This is a genomic window from Actinomadura atramentaria DSM 43919 (genome assembly GCF_000381885.1).
In the GTDB taxonomy this organism is placed as follows: domain Bacteria; phylum Actinomycetota; class Actinomycetes; order Streptosporangiales; family Streptosporangiaceae; genus Spirillospora; species Spirillospora atramentaria.
In genome coordinates this window covers 217564-233395 of record NZ_KB907211.1, presented here as the reverse complement: position 1 = coordinate 233395, position 15832 = coordinate 217564, and the positions used below count along the sequence as shown (strand labels likewise).

Below are 15832 nucleotides of genomic sequence, written 5' to 3'. Positions count from 1 at the left end.
GCGGAGCGGCGGTCAGGCGGGTGCGATGACGATCCTCGATCCGGCGGCGGAACCCGGGCACCGACCAGAACACGACCACGAGTCCCGCCAGGGGCCGCACGGCCGCCCCGCGGGGCGCGGCACCGGACCGGGCCGCGCGCCCGTCCCGCCCCCGGCCCCCGCCCCCGAGACCCCCGACCCCGCCGACCCCGCGCCGCTGCTGGCCGCGCACCGCGCCGCCCGGCCCGGCGCCGACCTGGCCCGACTCGCCCGCGCGCACGCCGTCGCCGAGCGGATGCACCGCGGCCAGCTCCGCCGGTCCGGCGAGCCGTTCATCACCCACCCGCTGGCCGTCGCCGCGATCCTCGCGGACCTCGGCCTGGACACCACCACGCTCGTCGCGGCGCTGCTGCACGACACCGTCGAGGACACCCCGTACACGCTCGCCGAGCTGCGCGACGAGTTCGGCGACGAGGTCGCGGTGCTGGTGGACGGCGTCACCAAGCTCGACGGCCGCCGCTGGGGCGAGCGCGCCGAGGCCGAGACGTACCGCAAGATCGTCCTGGCGGCGGCGGCCGACCTGCGGGTCCTGGTCATCAAGCTCGCCGACCGGCTGCACAACCTGCGCACCCTCGGCCACCAGCCGCCGCACAAGCGCGCCCGGATCGCGCGCGCGTCGCGGGAGCTGTACGTGCCGTTCGCCGAGCGGCTCGGCATCCACGTCTTCCGCCGGGAGATGGACGACCTGGCGTTCGCCGCCGCCGACCCGGCCGCGCACGCCGCGACGGACCGGGCAGTCCGGGCGGCGCTGCGGGACGCGGGCGCGGTGTTCGGCCCGGCGCTGGCGCGCGTCCGGTCGGCGCTGGCCGGGCACGGCGTGCGGGGCCGGGTGACCGTGCGGCACTCGCACCTGTACGCCGTCCACCAGGCGTCGGGCGGCGACCTGGCGGGGCTGCGGCCGTGCCAGGCGGCGCGGCTGCTGCTCGTCGTGGACGGCGGCGTGCCGGACTGCTACATCGCGCTCGGCGCGGTCCACGCGGCGCTGCACCCGATCCCCGGGCAGGTCCGCGACCACATCGCGACGCCGAAGGACAACCTGTACCGGTCGCTGCACAGCCGGGTGATCACCCCGGACGGCGACGCGGTCGAGGTGATCATCCGGAACCGGGCGATGCACCCGGTGGCCGAGCACGGGATCATCGCGCACATCCGCGCCGCGCCCGCCGTCGCGGACGCCGTCGCGGGCCGCCGCGACCTGGAGTGGCTGGGGCGGCTGCTGGCCTGGCAGGCGGGCGTCCCGTCCGAGCGGTTCCTGGAGGGGCTGCGGGCCGGGCTGACGGACGGCAACGTCGCGGTGTTCGCGCCGTGCGGGCAGATCGTGACGCTGCCCGCGGGCGCGACCGTCCTGGACTTCGCGTACGCGCTCGGGCCCGCGACCGGGGACCACTGCATCGGCGCGCTGGTCAACGGCCGCCAGGTGCCGCTGGCGGCGGAGGTCCGGACGGGCCGGGTGGTGCGGGTGCTCACCGACCCGTCCGCCGCGCCGTCGCCGGAGTGGCTGGACTTCGCGGTGACGGCGTCGGCGCGGGTGCGGGCGCGCAGCTTCGCCGAGCGGCGCGGCGGGCCGGAGGCGGCGGGGCGGGGGCTGCTGGCGCGCGCGCTGGCGGCGCGGCCGGGCCGTCCCGCGCGGCGGCGCGAGGCGCGGGCCCCGGCGGCGCGGGCCGACGTCCGGACCGATCCGTACGACGATCCGCGCGCCGACCTGTGGGGCGAGCCGTGGGCGGACCTGGCCGCGCTGGAGGCGCGCGGCGACGCGCTCGCCGTCGCCCGCGCGCTCGGGCACGCCGAGCCGGGGCCGCTGTACCGGGCGCTGGGGGACGGGTCGCTGCCGCTGTCGGCGGTCGTCGAGCGGTTCCCGGCGCGCTGATTCGGAACCGCTCCCCCGCCTTCCGCGTCCGATTCGCCCGGCTCTAGGCTGATCGCATGACCGACGAGCGGCCCGTGCGGGAGCCCGTGCGGGAGCCCGCGCCGCCGCCGCACGACGGGCCTCGCGTGATCGTCGCCGGGGTGGACGGCTCGGACACCTCGCTGCGCGCCGCCGCGTACGCGTGGGGCCTGGCGCGGCGCAGCGACGCGCGGCTGCTGATCGTCCACGTCGTCCCGGTCGCGTCGCTGTCGACGCTGACGGCCGGGGGCGCGGCGGCGATGCACGAGGCCGCCGAGGAGGTCCTCGCCGAACTCCGCGCCGACCTGGACCGCGCCGCGCGCGAGTACTCCACGGTGCGGCACGAGCTGGTGGTGGAGTCGGGCGACGCGTTCACGGTCCTGGCGCGCGTCGCCGACGAGCGGCGCGCCGACGCGGTCGTGGTGGGCGCGTCCACGCAGGCCGGGCACCGCCTCGTCGGGTCGGTGGCGGTGCGGCTGGTCCGGGTCGGGCGCTGGCCCGTCACGGTGGTGCCGTGACGGCCGTCCGGTTCGACCACCGCCTTACCGGGCATTTTGGACAGTGAGGCGGCGCGGGAACCAACGAGACGGGGGCGGCCGGTGCCGAATCCATTCCTCACCCGACTGCGCTGGACCGGGACGGTCCTGCGCCTCGGCGGCACGCTCCCCGGCCCCGCCGCCGGACCGCCGCCGGACGCGGTGGTGCGGCTGTGCGCCCGCGAGGGCGACGAGGAGCACGTGCTGCCCGCCGTCCTGGCGGAGCACGACGGCGTCCTGACGTTCGAGGCGGCCGTCCCGGTGACCGAGGCGGCGGCCGGCGCGCAGCTCCCCGGCGGCCTGTGGGACGTCGACCTGGTCGTCGGCGGCGAGGCGCTGCCGATCGGCCCCGGACACGACCCGGCGCTGGGCCGCTCGCCGCAGCGGACGTTCCTGCCCGACTCCACGACCGTCGTCGCCTACCTCAGCCTCACCGGGCCGCTCGCGCTGGACGTCGGCGGCGCGTCCCGGCCCGCCGGGACCGTGCGCGCCGAGGCGCTGGCCTGGGACACCCGGTCGGCGGAACTCCTGCTCGCCGGGCACGTCGGCGTCGGTCTCGGCGACGGGGACACGCCCGTCTCGGCGACGATGGCGCTGCGCGAGCGCCGCACCGGCCGCGTCTACGCGGTGATCGCGGCGCTGGACGCGGCGGGCGAGCGCCTCGGCTACACCGCGTCGGTGCCGATGACGCGGGCGTTCGTGGACGACCCGCTGCCGCGCGGCGTGTGGGACGCGTTCCTCGTCCTCGGCTTCGCGGGCCTGCACCGCGAGCTGCGCATCGGGGCGCCGGAGGACGCGGTGGCGGTGCGGGTGTGGCGGCGGCTGCGGCCGGTGCGGGTCGCCTCGAACCGCGCGCCGGACCCGCTGTCGATCACGGTGGGCCGGGGCTGACCGGCGCGTCAGCGGCGGCGGCGCCTGCGGCGGCGGGGCCGCGGCTCGGGCCACGGGCGGGACGCGGCGGCGGAGACCGTCAGCAGCGCGACGATCAGCGTGCCGCCCGCGAGGTTGAGCCCGGCCGTGGCGAGCACCGCGTCCAGCGGGCCGCGCAGCGTCAGCGGCAGCAGCGTCACCAGCAGGACGACGATCGCGCCGATCCACGCGAACGACCGCACCGGCCGGTCCGCGGTGCCCGCCAGGACGTGGACGAGCGCGGTCGCCTGGAGCGTCGCCGCGCCCGCGCACACGCCGTAGGTCAGCCCGGCCGCGCCGGGCCCGGCCTCGGGTTCGAGGAACGCCGGGACGCCGACGCCGAGCAGCCCGCGCAGCAGGAACGCCGCCGAGCCCGCCAGCGCGGCGATGCCGACGGCGAGCGCGGCCCCGCACCACCAGACGCGGCGGACGTCCACCTCGGGCTCGTCGGCCAGCTCCCGGTGGAGGGCGACGAAGTCCTCGTAGCGGCGCGTGAGCCGGTCGGGGCCGCGGTCCAGGGCGGTGCGGCAGCGGTAGGAGCGCCGGTAGGACGCGGGCGGGCCGGTCCACGGCGCCGCCCGACGATGGGGGTCCGACGAGGACCCCGGTCCGCCGCTGGCCATGACCCCTCCCCCCGGTCCGGTGCTGGCTGTCGTACCCGGGGCGGGCGGCGGGACGCGTGGCCCGTTCCGCTCTTTGTCGTCATTTGATCGTTACGTCCGCCTGACGTGCGCGGCGGACGGCCGGGTCCGGTGGCGCGGCGGGGGCCGAGCGGGCAAGGTGGAGGGACAACCCCGGCACGACCTGAAAGCGGTACCCCCTTGCCCTCTTCCGCGCCGCCTCCCCCAGATCCCGCCCCCGACCCCGAGGACGACCGGCCCGCGACCGCGCTCGGGCGGTTCCTGCGCTGGCTGACGCCGGCCGGGCCGCGCGACGACTGGCTGGAGCCCGACCTGGACCCCGACGGCGAGGACGGGGAGCCGCGCGGCGCGGCGGCCGCGCCGGGCTGAGCGCGAAACGGCCGAGGGGCCGGACCGAAGCGAGTGCTTCGGCCGGCCCCTCGGCCGTTCGCCGGCCCCCGCGCCGGGGCCGGACCGTTCGTCGCCGGGTCAGACCTGGCCGGCCTTCTCCAGCGCGCCGCAGCAGGTGTTCACCAGCAGGCGCGTGACGTTGTACGGGTCGATGTTGGCGTTCGGGCGGCGGTCCTCGATGTAGCCCTTCTTGTCCACCTCGACCTGCCACGGGATGCGCACCGACGCGCCGCGGTTCGAGACGCCGTAGCTGTAGACGTCGTAGGGCGCGGTCTCGTGCTGCCCGGTGAGGCGGTCCGCGATGCCGTGGCCGTACCCCTCGATGTGCTCCTCGACCTTGCCGGGCGCGCCGAGCGCCTCGCAGGCGGTGATGATCGCGTCGTAGTTCTCGCGCATCGCCTTGGTGGAGAAGTTGGTGTGCGCGCCCGCGCCGTTCCAGTCGCCCTTGACCGGCTTGGGGTCGATGCTGGCGGCGACGTCGAAGTCCTCGGCGATGCGGTAGAGCAGCCACCGGGCGACCCACAGGTGGTCCGCGACCTCCAGCGGGCCCGCCGGGCCGATCTGGAACTCCCACTGGCCGGGCATGACCTCGGCGTTGATGCCGGAGACCTTGATGCCGGCGGTCATGCACGCGTCCAGGTGGGCCTCGACGATGTCGCGGCCGAACACCTCGTCCGCGCCGACGCCGCAGTAGTACGGGCCCTGCGGGGCGGGGAAGCCGGTCTCGGGGAAGCCGAGCGGGCGGCCCGCCTGGAAGAAGGTGTACTCCTGCTCGATGCCGAACCAGGAGTCCTGGTCGGCGTACTTCTCGGCGACCGGGCGCAGCCTGGCGCGGTTGTTGGTCTCGTGCGGGGTGCCGTCGACCAGGTACACCTCGCAGAGCACGAGCTTGTGGTCGCCGCCGCGCAGCGGGTCCGGGCAGGAGAAGACCGGCTTGAGGACGCAGTCGGAGTGGTCGCCGGGGGCCTGGTTGGTGCTGGAACCGTCGAAGCCCCAGTCCGGCAGGTCGGCGCCGTCGGGGAGGACCCTCGTCTTGGAGCGCAGCCGGGCCGTGGGCTCGGTGCCGTCGATCCAGATGTACTCGGCCTTGTAGCTCAACGTCGGTTCCCTTCGTCCTGCCGGCCTGGCGGTAGTGGCCGAGAAGAGACTGACAAGCCGCGATTTCACACCTGTTGCCCATTTGTGAACGACATGTTAATCCGGGCATGACCTGCCCTTTTCGTTGAGACCCGCATCACAGCACGGGTCACAGGCCCAGGTCAGCGCCGATGAGATCTTTCATGACCTCGTTCGCACCGGCCCAGATCTTGGTGACGCGCGCGGCCGTCCAGGCGCGGGCCACCGCGGACTCGGCCATGTAGCCGTAGCCGCCGTGGAGCTGGAGGCAGGCGTCGACGATCCGGTTCTGCGTCTCGGCGGTCCACCACTTGGCCTTGGCGGCGTCGACGGCGGACATCGCGCCGGCGCGGTGCAGCGTGATGCAGTGGTCCACGTAGGCGCGGGCGACGTCCAGACTCGTGGCGAGGTCGGCCAGGACGAACTTGTTGTGCTGCAGCGAGCCGATCGGCTTCCCGAACGCCTCGCGGGCGCGCGCGTGCGCGAGGGTGCCGTCCAGGACGCGGGCGGCGTGCGCGAGGTTGACGACGGCCGAGCCCAGCCGCTCCTGCGGGAGCATCCGCATCAGGTACGGGAAGCCCTTGCCGGGGCGGCCGATCAGGTTCGCGCCCGGCACGCGGGCGTCGGCGAAGAACAGTTCGGCGGTGTCGGACTCGTGCTGGCCGATCTTGTCGAGCGGGGCGCCGCGCTCGAAGCCGGGGGTTCCGGCCTCGACGGCGAAGAGGGAGATGCCGAACGCGCCCGCGGCCGGGTCGGTGCGGGCGGCGACGATGACGAGGTCCGCGGACCGGCCGTTGGTGATGAACGTCTTCGCGCCGTTGAGCACCCAGTCGCCGCCGTCCCGGACCGCCGTGGTGCGCAGGGCCGAGAGGTCGGAGCCGCCGGACGGCTCGGTCATCGCGACGGCCGTCCACAGCTCGCCCGAGCAGACGCCCGGCAGCCACCGGGCGCGCTGCTCGTCGCTGGTGAGGCGGACGAGGTAGGGCGCGCAGACGTCGGCGTGGACGCCCCACGAGGACGCCGCGCCGAGCGACACCGCCGCGAACTCCTCGGCGACGACCGCGTTGAACCGGTAGTCGCCCGCGCCCGCTCCCCCGTACCGCTCGGGGACCTCCAGGCCGAGCAGGCCGAGCCGTCCGGCCTCCCGCCAGACGTCGCGGTCGATGCCGCCCTCGGCGGCGAACCGGTCGAGGCCGGGGGCGAGGACGCGTTCGGCGAACGTCCGGGCCGTCGCGCGCAGCGCCTCGTGGTCGTCCTCGAAGATGGTCCTGGGCACGGCGTCTCCTTCCGGGTCAGCGGCCGCGCAGCGCGCGCAGGCTGAGGACGACGGCGGCGGCCAGCAGGGCGAGCAGGACGGCGGCGGCGGTGGCCCCGGCCGCGCCGGTGCTCTGCCCCGCCGCCGCGTTGCCCCACAGGCGGCGGCAGAGCCCCACGACGGAGCTGACCGGGTTCCATTCGGCGACCGGCCGCAGCCAGCCCGGCAGCGAGGACGCCGCCAGGAACGCGTTCGACAGGAACCCGAACACCACGAGGATCAGCGCGCCGACCGAGTCCAGCGTCTCGGCGTCGCGGACGAGCGTCCCGAGCAGCACGCCCGCCCACGCCATCGCGTAGCAGAACGCGAGCAGCACGGCGAAGCCCGCGGCGGTCGCGGCCGGGCCGTGGTGCGGGCGCCAGCCGAGCAGCGCGCCGAGCCCGGCGACGGCGGCGAGGCTCACCGCGGCGACGGCCAGGTCGCTCAGCGTCCGGCCGAGCAGGACCGCGCCGAGCGGGACCGGCATCGCGCGGAACCGGTCGGTGACGCCGCCGCGCAGGTCGGCGGCGACGCCGATCGCGGTCGGCCCGATCTGGGCGAGGCCGACCTGCGCGCCGACGCCCGCCAGGACGTACTCCTCGTACCGGCCGCCGGGCACGGTGATCGCGTGCCGGAACAGGTAGCCGAGCGCGAGCAGCATGACGAGCGGGTTGAGGGTCATGAGCACGAGCCGTCCGGGCGTCCGGCGCAGGTGCAGCAGGTGGCGGCCCGCGAGGACGCGGGTGTCGGCGAGGTAGCCGACGAGGGCGGCGGTCACGCGGCGGGCTCCGCTTCCCCGGCCCCGGTGAGGGCGAAGAACACGTCGTCGAGCGTCGGCCGGTGCAGGGTGAAGTCGGTGACGGCCACGCCCGCCGCGGACAGGCCGGCGGCGACGCGCGCGAGGTCGTCCAGGCCGCCGGGCAGCGGGACGGCGACGGCGGCGCGGTCCGGGTCGGGGCGCGCCGGGTGGCCGGCGAGCCGGGTCAGCAGCCGCGCCGTCTCGGCGGTCTCGGCGGGCCGGGCCAGCACGACCTCCAGCCGGTCCCGCCCGGCCTTGCGCTTGAGCGCGGCGGGGGTGCCCTCGGCGATGACGCGGCCCGCGTCGACGACCGCGATCCGGTCGGCGAGCGCGTCGGCCTCCTCCAGGTACTGGGTGGTGAGCAGGACGGTGGCGCCGCCGCCGACCAGGTCGCGGACGAGGTCCCACAGGACCGTGCGGCTGACCGGGTCCAGACCCGTCGTGGGCTCGTCCAGGAACAGCACGGCCGGTTCGCCGAGGACGCACGCGGCGAGGTCGAGGCGGCGGCGCAGGCCGCCGGAGAGCGTCGCGGCGGGCAGGTCGGCGGCGGCGGCGAGGCCGAAGCGGTCCAGCAGGGCGTCCACGCGGCGGCGGGTGCCCGCGCGGCCGAGCCGCAGCAGCCGCCCGATCAGGGCGAGGTTCTCGCGGGCGGTGAGCAGGCCGTCGACGGCGGTGGACTGGCCGGTCAGCCCGATCCGGCGGCGGACCTCGCGGCCCCGGGCGGCGACGTCGAACCCGGCGACGCTGGCGCGGCCCGCGTCGGCGGCCAGCAGCGTCGTCAGGATGCGGACGGTCGTCGTCTTGCCCGCGCCGTTGGGGCCGAGGACGCCGAGGACGGTCCCGGCGGGGGCCTCCAGGTCGACGCCCCGCAGCACCGGGCGGCCGCCGAACGCTTTGCGCAGGCCCTCGGCGCGGATCGCGGCGGTCACGGCGCGCCGCGCAGGCCCGCGGGCGTCAGGTCCCGCCAGTGCTCCTCGACGTAGGCGAGCGCGCCGTCGCGCGGCCCCGGCCCGTACACGGGCGTCCACCCGGCGGGGATCGCGGCGAACTCGGGCCACAGGCTGTGCTCGCCCGCGTCGTTGACGAGCACCAGGTACACGCCCGCGTCGTCGTCGAAAGGGTCGGCCACGGTTTGAACCTCCGGTTCGGGTGGGCGGGTCAGCGCAGGGCGCGGGTGACGGCGGCCCCGACGGCGGCGGCCGGGCCGGGCCGCAGCATGTCCTGGTGCTCGCAGTCCACGCGGTGCGCGGTGACGGACGACGCGTGCGCCTCCCACGCCTTGGCGCGGACGGCGCAGGCGGCGTCGTCCAGGCCCGCGGCGGCGGTGAACAGCGTCAGCGCGGCGCGGGTGCGGCCGGGCGTGAACGCGCGGAACAGCCCGACGTGGTTGCGGGTGACGCGCAGCAGCCGCGCCAGCGTCGGCTCGTCGAACCCGGCGAGGACGCCCCCGGACCGCCGCAGCACCGCCGCGACGGCCTCGACGGTCGGTTCGGGGACCTCGGCGGGGTCGTGGCCGGTCTCCTCCAGGATCTCGGCGAGGATCGACCGGTCGTCGGCGGCGGCCCGGTCGGCGAGGCCCGGATGGCTGTCGAGGTTGGCCAGCAGTTCGACGGTCTCGCCCGCCGCCTCCAGCAGGACCGCCATCTCGTGGACGACGGTCCCGCCGAAGGACCAGCCGAGCAGCCGGTACGGGCCGTCCGGCTGGATCTCCCGGACGCGCGCCACGTATTCGGCGGCGATCTCGGAGAGCGATCCGGGCAGGTCGGCGGCCGTGTCGAGGCCGCGCGCCTGGAGCCCGTAGACGGGGATCGACGGATCGACGTGCTCGGCGAGCGCGGCGAACGGCAGCGCGAACCCGAGGCCGCCGTGGACGCAGAACAGCGGGCGGGCGTCCCCGGCCGGGCGGATCGGCAGGACCGGGGCGAACAGGTCCAGGCCGGCGGCCCGTTCGGCGAGCCGCCGGTGGTCGGCGCGCACGGTCCGGCCCGTCGCGGCGAGGGCTTCGGCGGTCTGGCAGCGGAAGACGTCCGCGAGGTCCACCCGCAGGCCCGCCTCGGCGGCCAGGTCGACCGCCCGGACGGCCTTGAGGCTGTCGCCGCCGATCTCGAAGAAGTTCTCGTCCGCGCCGACCGGACCGGTGCCGAGCAGGTCGCCGAAGATCCGGCACAGGAGGCGTTCGTCGGGGGTTTCCGCGGGGCGGCCCGGCGCGGCGGTCGCGGCGTCGGCCGGGGGCAGCGCCGCCGCGTCGAGTTTGCCGTTGGGCGTGAGCGGGAGCGCGTCGAGCATGACGAACGCGGCCGGGACCATGTACGGCGGCAGGGCGGCGCGGGCGTACGCGCGCAGGCCGTCAGCGCCGTCGCGTGTCGGGACGACGTACGCGACGAGCCGCCTGTCGCCGGGCCGGTCCTCCCGGACGACGGCCGCCGCCCGCGCCACGCCGGGATGGGCGGTCAGCGCCTGCTCGATCTCGCCGGGCTCGACGCGGAACCCGCGGATCTTGACCTGGTCGTCGGTGCGCCCGACGTAGACCATGCGGCCCTCGGCGTCCCACCGGCACAGGTCGCCGGTGCGGTACATGCGGCTGCCGGGCGGCCCGTACGGCGAGGCGACGAACCGCTGCGCGGTGAGGTCCGGGCGGGCCGCGTAGCCGTGCGCGAGCCGGGGCCCGCCCAGGTACAGCTCGCCGGTGACGCCGGGCGGCACCGGCCGCAGGCGCGCGTCGAGGATCAGCGCGGCCGTGTCGCCGATCGGGCGGCCGATGGGGACGGTGTGCCGCTCGGTCCCCGCGCACCGGTGCATGACGGCGAACACCGTCGCCTCGGTCGGGCCGTAGCCGTTGTGCAGGGACACGTCCGGCAGCGCCGCGCGGAACCGCCGGACGTGCGCGGGCGACGCGGCCTCGCCGCCGATGACCAGCGCGCGGAGCGGGGCGAGCAGCCGCGGGTCGGTGTCGATCACCAGGTTGGCGAACTGCGTCGTCAGGAACGCGACGGTGACGCGCTCGCGGGCGAGGAACGCCCCGAGCGCGCGCGGCTCGGGCGGGCCGGGCGGGAACACGGCGACGCGCGCGCCGCACATGAGCGGTATCCACAGCTCGAGGGTGGAGGCGTCGAAGGCGACGGGCGCGAAGAACAGGGTGGTGTCGTCGCCGGTGATCGGCGGATCGTCCATGCCGGCGGCCAGCCGGACGACCGCGCGGTGCGGGACGACGGCGCCCTTGGGCCGTCCGGTGGAGCCCGAGGTGTAGATGACGTAGAGCGGGTCGTCGGGGCCGGGCGGTGTGCGGGGCGGGAGCGGCGGGGCGTCGCCGGGGTCGGCGGCGGGCAGCGGCGTGATCCCGTCCGGGAGCAGCCCGGCGAGGCCGTCCCGCACGACGGCGTGCCGGACGCCCGCGTTCGCGAGCATGTACGCGATCCGGTCGCGGGGCTGGGCGGGATCGACGGGCACGTAGGCCGCGCCGAGCCGGGCGGCGGCGACGAAGGCCGCGGCCGCGTCGGGTCCGCGCTCCAGCAGCAGGCCGATCCGGTCGCCGCGGCCGATGCCGCGCGCCGCGAGGGCGCGGGCGAGCCGGTCGGCGCGGCGGTCCAGTTCTGCGTAGGTGAGGTCGCCGCCGGGATGGCTGACGGCGACGGCGTCGGGTTTCCGCGCGACCTGCCGGTCGAACAGCTCGATGACGGTACCGTCCTCGGTCGCGCGCAGGTCGGTGCCGTGGGCGAGGACGGCGTCGCGCTCGGCCGGGGTGAGGACGTCGAGGTCCCCGATCGGCGCGTCCGGGCGGGCGAGCGCGTCGGCCAGCAGCCGCAGGTAGGCCCCGGCGATCCGGCGGACGGTGCCCGCGTCGAACAGGTCGGCGGCGTACTCGACGGCCAGCACCAGCCCGGCGTCGTCGCGCTCCTCGAACAGGAAGCCCAGGTCGACCTTGGCGGTGCCGGTGTCGACGCGTTCGGGCGAGAGCGTCAGCCCGTCCGGCGCGGGCGGCATCGGGACGGGTTCCTCGAACGCGAGCATGACCTGGAACAGCGGGTGCCGGGCCGCCGACCGCTCGGGGTTCAGCGCCTCGACCAGCAGGTCGAACGGCACGTCCTGGTGTTCGTAGGCGGTCAGCGCGACGTCCTTCACGCGGTCGACGAGCGTGCGGAACGCCGGGTCGCCGGAGGTGTCGGCGCGCAGCACGAGCGTGTTGACGAACATGCCGACGAGGTCGGTGAGCGCCTGGTCGGCGCGGCCCGCGACGGGGCTGCCGATCGGCAGGTCCGTCCCCGCGCCGAGCCGGGTCAGCGCGGCGGCGAGCGCGGCGTGGACGATCATGAACGGGGTGGCGCCCCAGGCGGCGGACCGGTCGGCCAGCGCGGCGCGGAGCCCGGCGGGGGCGGCGACGTCCAGGGTGGCGCCGCGGTGCGTGGCGCGTGCCGGGCGGGGCCGGTCGAACGGCAGCGCGAGGTGCGCGGGGGCTCCGGCGAGCACGCGCGTCCAGTGGGCGAGCCCGCGGGCGAGGACGCCGCCGGGGTCGTCGGGCGCGCCGAGGGCGGCGTGCTGCCAGACGGCGTAGTCGGCGTACCGGACGGGCGGCGGCGGCGCGGCGGGCGCGCGGCCCGCGAGCCGGGCGGCGTACGCGGTGAGGACGTCGCGCGCCAGCGGTTCCATCGACCACCGGTCGCCCGCGATGTGGTGGACGGCGAGCAGCAGGACGTGCTCGTCCGGACGGAGCCGGAACAGCCGGGCGCGCACCGGCGGACGCGCCGCGAGGTCGAAGCCGCGGGCGGCCTCGGCGGCGAGCGCCCCGGGCAGGTCCGCCTCCGCGACGTCCTGGACGGGCAGGTCGGCGGGCGTCTCGGCGGGGGCGAGGACGCGCTGCCGGGGTTCGCCGTCCTCGCCCGCCTCGAAGACGGTCCGCAGGGTGTCGTGCCGGACGGCCGCGTCGTGCAGGGCGGCGCGCAGGGCGTCGGCGTCGAGCGCGCCGGTCAGGCGGACCGCGACGGGGATCGTGTAGAGGCCGCCGGGGACGCCGAGGCGTTCGATGAACCACAGCCGCCGCTGCGCGTGCGACAGGGGCGGCCGGTCGCCGCCGCCGCGCGGGACGAGCGGCGGCGCTTCGTCGGCGGCGAGCCGGGTCGCCAGCGCCTCGACCGTCCGGGCCTCCAACAGGTCCCGGACGGACAGCCGGACGCCGAGGTCGGCGCGGACCCGGTTGACGGCGCGGACGGCCGACAGCGAGTGGCCGCCGAGGGCGAAGAAGTCGTCGTCGGCGCCGATCTCCGGCAGGCCGAGCACGTCCGCGACGATCGCGCACAGCCGCCGCTCGCGGTCGTCCCGGGCGGGGCGGCCGGCGCGGCGCGGGCCGGGCTCGGGCAGGGCCGCGCGGTCGATCTTGCCGTTGGGCGTGCGGGGCAGCTCGTCCAGCGGCACGTAGGCGGCGGGCAGCATGGCGGACGGCAGGACGCGGGCGGCCCCGCGGGCGGCGGCGGCCGTGTCCGCCGACGCCGGGACGAGGTACGCGACCAGCCGGTCGTCGCCGTCCGGGCCGGGCCGCGCCGTCACGACGGCCTGCGCCACGCCGGGCTGCGCGGTCAGCACGGCCTCGATCTCGCCGGGCTCGACGCGGTGGCCGCGGATCTTCACCTGCTGGTCGGCGCGCCCGAGGTAGTGCAGGACGCCCGCCGCGTCCCAGCGGGCCAGGTCGCCGGTGCGGTACATGCGGGCGCCGGGCGGGCCGTGGGGGTCCGCGACGAACCGTCCGGCGGTCAGGCCGGGGCGGCCGAGGTAGCCGAGGGCCAGGCCGTCGCCCGCGATGTAGAGCTCGCCGGGGTCGCCGTCCGGCACGGGGCGCAGCGCCCGGTCCAGGACGTGGACGCGCGTGTTGGCGATCGGGCGGCCGATGTCCGGCGTGCCGGTGACGTCGGCGGCGGTGGACCAGACGGTCGTCTCGGTCGGGCCGTAGAGGTTGGTGACGGCCGGGGCGGCGGCGCGCAGCCCGTCCGCCAGCGGCGCGGGCAGCGCCTCGCCGCCGACCAGGACGCGCAGCCCGGCCAGCGCGGCGGGCCGGGCCGCGAGCAGGCCCCGCCACAGGCTCGGCGTGGCCTGCATGAGCGTCGCGCCGGACCGCTCGATCAGCGCGGCCAGCGCGGCGGGGTCGCCGACCGTCTCGCGCGCGGCGACGACGACCCGGGCACCGGCCGCCAGCGGCACGAACAGTTCCAGGTTCGCGATGTCGAACCCGAACGTCGTGACGGCGAGGAACCGGTCGTCCCCGGTGACCGAGAACCGCTCCCGCATGTCCAGCACGAGGTTGGCGAGCGCGCCGTGCGGCACCGCGACGCCCTTGGGGCGGCCCGTCGATCCGGACGTGTAGATGACGTAGGCGGGGTCGGCCGGGTTCGGTTCGGGACCGTCGGGTCCGGCCGGTCCGGCGGCCAGCTCGTCGAGGGTCCGGACGGTCCCGGTCGGCGTCCCGGCCAGGGCCGCCGCGCCCGCCGCGTCCGTGATGGTCGCGACGGGCGCGGCGTCGGCCAGCATGTGCGCGATCCGGTCGGCCGGATAGGCCGGGTCGAGCGGCAGGTAGGCCGCGCCCGAGCGCAGGACCGCGCAGGCGGCGGCGACGAGGTCGGCGGTGCGCGGCAGGGCGATGGCGACGATCGCGCCCGGTCCCGCGCCGGCCCGGCGGAGCCCGGCCGCCGCGCGCCGGGACCGCTCGTCCAGTTCGCCGTAGGTGAGCGCGCCGGTCTCGCCGACGACGGCGGGTTCGTCGGCGCGGCGGGCGGCGGTCGCGGCGAGCAGGGCGGGCAGCGGCGGTTCGCCGAAGTCGCGTCCGGTGCGGTTGCGGTCCACGATGATCCGGTCGCGTTCCTCGGCGGGCAGCGGGTCGATGCGGCCGCACGGCCGGTCGGGGTCGGCGGTCACGGCCTCCACGATCCGGACGAACCGGTCCGCGATGCTTTCGGCCGCCGCCCGGCCGACGCGTCCCGGCGCGTAACTGACCTGGATCTCGAACGGCTCGCCGGGGAACACGGTCAGCGTCACCGGATAGTGCGTGGCCGAGCGGACGCGCGCCGCCGCGACGCCCGGACCCGGCGCCGCGTCCATCGGATAGTTCTGGAACAGGACGACCGTGTCGAACAGCTCGCCGCGCACGCGGGCGGCTCGCGCGATGTCGGCCAGCGCCAGGTGGTCGTGCGGGAGCAGCCGCGTCCGGGACGCGTGCAGCGCCGCGCACAGGTCGGCCGGGGACGCGGCGGAGTCGACGTCCGCGCGCACCGGGACCGTGTTGGCGAACAGGCCGATCATCGCGGCGTTGTCCGCGAACTCCTCCGACCGGCCGGACACGACCGTGCCGAACACGACGTCCCGCCGCCCGGTGGCCCGGCTGAGCAGCAGCGCCCAGCACGCCTGGACGACCGTGCCGACCGTGACGCCCAGGCGGCGGGCCAGCGCGTGCAGCGCGGCGGCGGTCGGCGGCGGCAGCGTCCGGGCGACCGTGTCGGGCAGTTCGGGCGTGCCCTCGGCGGCCGGGACGAGCCGGGTCGGTTCGGCGAGCCCGGCCAGCTCGGCGGCCCACGCCGCCTCGGCGGCGGCCCGGTCGCGCCCGGCGAGCGCCCGCAGGTGCGCGGCGTACGGCGTGCCCGGCGGCGGCGCGGGGCGGCCCGCCGCGAGCGCGAGCAGTTCCCCGGCGCCGTTCACCAGCGACCAGCCGTCCACGAGCAGGTGGTGGATCGTCCAGACCAGCCTGCTGCGGCCGTCGCCGAGGCGGATCAGCGCGAACCGCGTCAGCGGCGGCCGGGCCAGGTCGAACGGGCGGGTGCGCTCCTCGTGGGCGATCCGGTCGGCGGCCGCCTCGCGCTCGGCGTCCGGGAGAGCGGTCAGGTCCTCGTCGCGCCACGGGACCGCGACCGTCGCGGGGATCACCTGGACCGGTTCGCCGTTCTTGCGGGGGCGGAAGCACGCCTTGAGGTTGGGGTGCCGGTCCAGCAGCGTCCCGGCGGCCGCCCGCCACGCGTCCGCGCTCGGGCCGCCGTCCAGGTCCGCGACGGCCTGGAGCGTGTAGACGTCCACGTCGTCGCGGTGCAGATCGGCCAGGAAGAGCAGGCCGCGCTGGAGCGGCGCGAGCGGCAGGACCTCGCTGACCGCGGCCGTCCGTCCCATGCCGCGCCCCCTTTCCCGGGTGATCGGCGTTTCCCGGGGAAAGGGTCGCGGCAACCGCTGACAACTCGCTGACCACCCGCTGACCGG

The 15832-nt window shown here is 77.2% G+C and carries 11 protein-coding genes; 4 read left to right on the top strand and 7 right to left on the bottom strand.

Annotated elements, in window-relative coordinates; translation table 11 throughout:
- Window positions 1-25: 25 nt before the first annotated feature.
- From G339_RS33290 to G339_RS0111545, 3 genes are all read left to right on the top strand, one after another.
- Window positions 26-1906: a RelA/SpoT family protein gene (locus G339_RS33290; protein ID WP_084693209.1), complete on the top strand. Its 1881-nt coding sequence runs from the start codon at window positions 26-28 to the stop codon at window positions 1904-1906.
- Between the two features lie 56 nt (window positions 1907-1962).
- A complete protein-coding gene (locus G339_RS0111550; RefSeq protein WP_019631240.1) occupies window positions 1963-2442 on the top strand; it encodes a universal stress protein in 480 nt (159 codons plus the stop codon).
- An 81-nt stretch (window positions 2443-2523) separates the two neighbouring features.
- Window positions 2524-3351, top strand: a complete 828-nt coding sequence (locus G339_RS0111545; protein WP_019631239.1) for a hypothetical protein — start codon at window positions 2524-2526, stop codon at window positions 3349-3351.
- Window positions 3352-3359: 8 nt separating this feature from the next.
- Here the strand turns inward: G339_RS0111545 and G339_RS36585 are convergent, their stop codons facing one another.
- Window positions 3360-3992 carry a hypothetical protein gene (locus tag G339_RS36585; protein ID WP_019631238.1) on the bottom strand — a complete coding sequence of 211 codons (633 nt, stop codon included), beginning with the start codon at window positions 3990-3992 and terminating at the stop codon, window positions 3360-3362.
- A gap of 198 nt (window positions 3993-4190) precedes the next feature.
- Between G339_RS36585 and G339_RS0111535 the strand changes: the two genes are divergently transcribed.
- The gene (locus G339_RS0111535) at window positions 4191-4379 is read left to right on the top strand and encodes a hypothetical protein (protein WP_019631237.1); all 189 of its coding nucleotides are present in this window, start codon (window positions 4191-4193) and stop codon (window positions 4377-4379) included.
- 99 nt (window positions 4380-4478) lie between these two features.
- On the opposite strand, the gene glnII is transcribed toward G339_RS0111535, so the two are convergent.
- The 6 genes from glnII to G339_RS33275 all read right to left on the bottom strand — a co-directional run bounded on the left by glnII (window position 4479) and on the right by G339_RS33275 (window position 15745).
- Complete coding sequence (gene glnII, locus G339_RS0111530; RefSeq protein WP_019631236.1) at window positions 4479-5498, bottom strand: glutamine synthetase; 1020 nt, start codon at window positions 5496-5498, stop codon at window positions 4479-4481.
- Window positions 5499-5646: 148 nt separating this feature from the next.
- Entirely contained in the window at window positions 5647-6792 is a 1146-nt protein-coding gene (locus G339_RS0111525) for an acyl-CoA dehydrogenase family protein (RefSeq protein ID WP_019631235.1), read from the bottom strand.
- 16 nt (window positions 6793-6808) lie between these two features.
- Window positions 6809-7588, bottom strand: a complete 780-nt coding sequence (locus G339_RS33280; protein ID WP_019631234.1) for an ABC transporter permease — start codon at window positions 7586-7588, stop codon at window positions 6809-6811.
- A complete protein-coding gene (locus G339_RS0111515) occupies window positions 7585-8538 on the bottom strand; it encodes an ATP-binding cassette domain-containing protein (protein ID WP_019631233.1) in 954 nt (317 codons plus the stop codon). Before G339_RS0111515 ends, G339_RS33280 begins: the two co-directional genes overlap by 4 nt.
- Window positions 8535-8738 (bottom strand): MbtH family protein, encoded by a 204-nt coding sequence (locus G339_RS0111510; RefSeq protein ID WP_019631232.1) that lies wholly within the window; start codon window positions 8736-8738, stop codon window positions 8535-8537. Before G339_RS0111510 ends, G339_RS0111515 begins: the two co-directional genes overlap by 4 nt.
- 29 nt (window positions 8739-8767) lie before the next feature.
- On the bottom strand, window positions 8768-15745 hold the full coding sequence (locus G339_RS33275) for an amino acid adenylation domain-containing protein (RefSeq protein ID WP_019631231.1): 6978 nt from the start codon (window positions 15743-15745) through the stop codon (window positions 8768-8770).
- Between the last annotated feature and the right edge of the window lie 87 nt (window positions 15746-15832).

Coding starts and splice junctions, on each gene's coding strand:
- G339_RS33290 (WP_084693209.1), top strand. CDS start 26: ATGACGATCCTCGATCCGGCGGCGGAACCCGGGCACCGACCAGAACAC.
- G339_RS36585 (WP_019631238.1), bottom strand. CDS start 3,992: ATGGCCAGCGGCGGACCGGGGTCCTCGTCGGACCCCCATCGTCGGGCG.
- G339_RS33275 (WP_019631231.1), bottom strand. CDS start 15,745: ATGGGACGGACGGCCGCGGTCAGCGAGGTCCTGCCGCTCGCGCCGCTC.
- G339_RS0111550 (WP_019631240.1), top strand. CDS start 1,963: ATGACCGACGAGCGGCCCGTGCGGGAGCCCGTGCGGGAGCCCGCGCCG.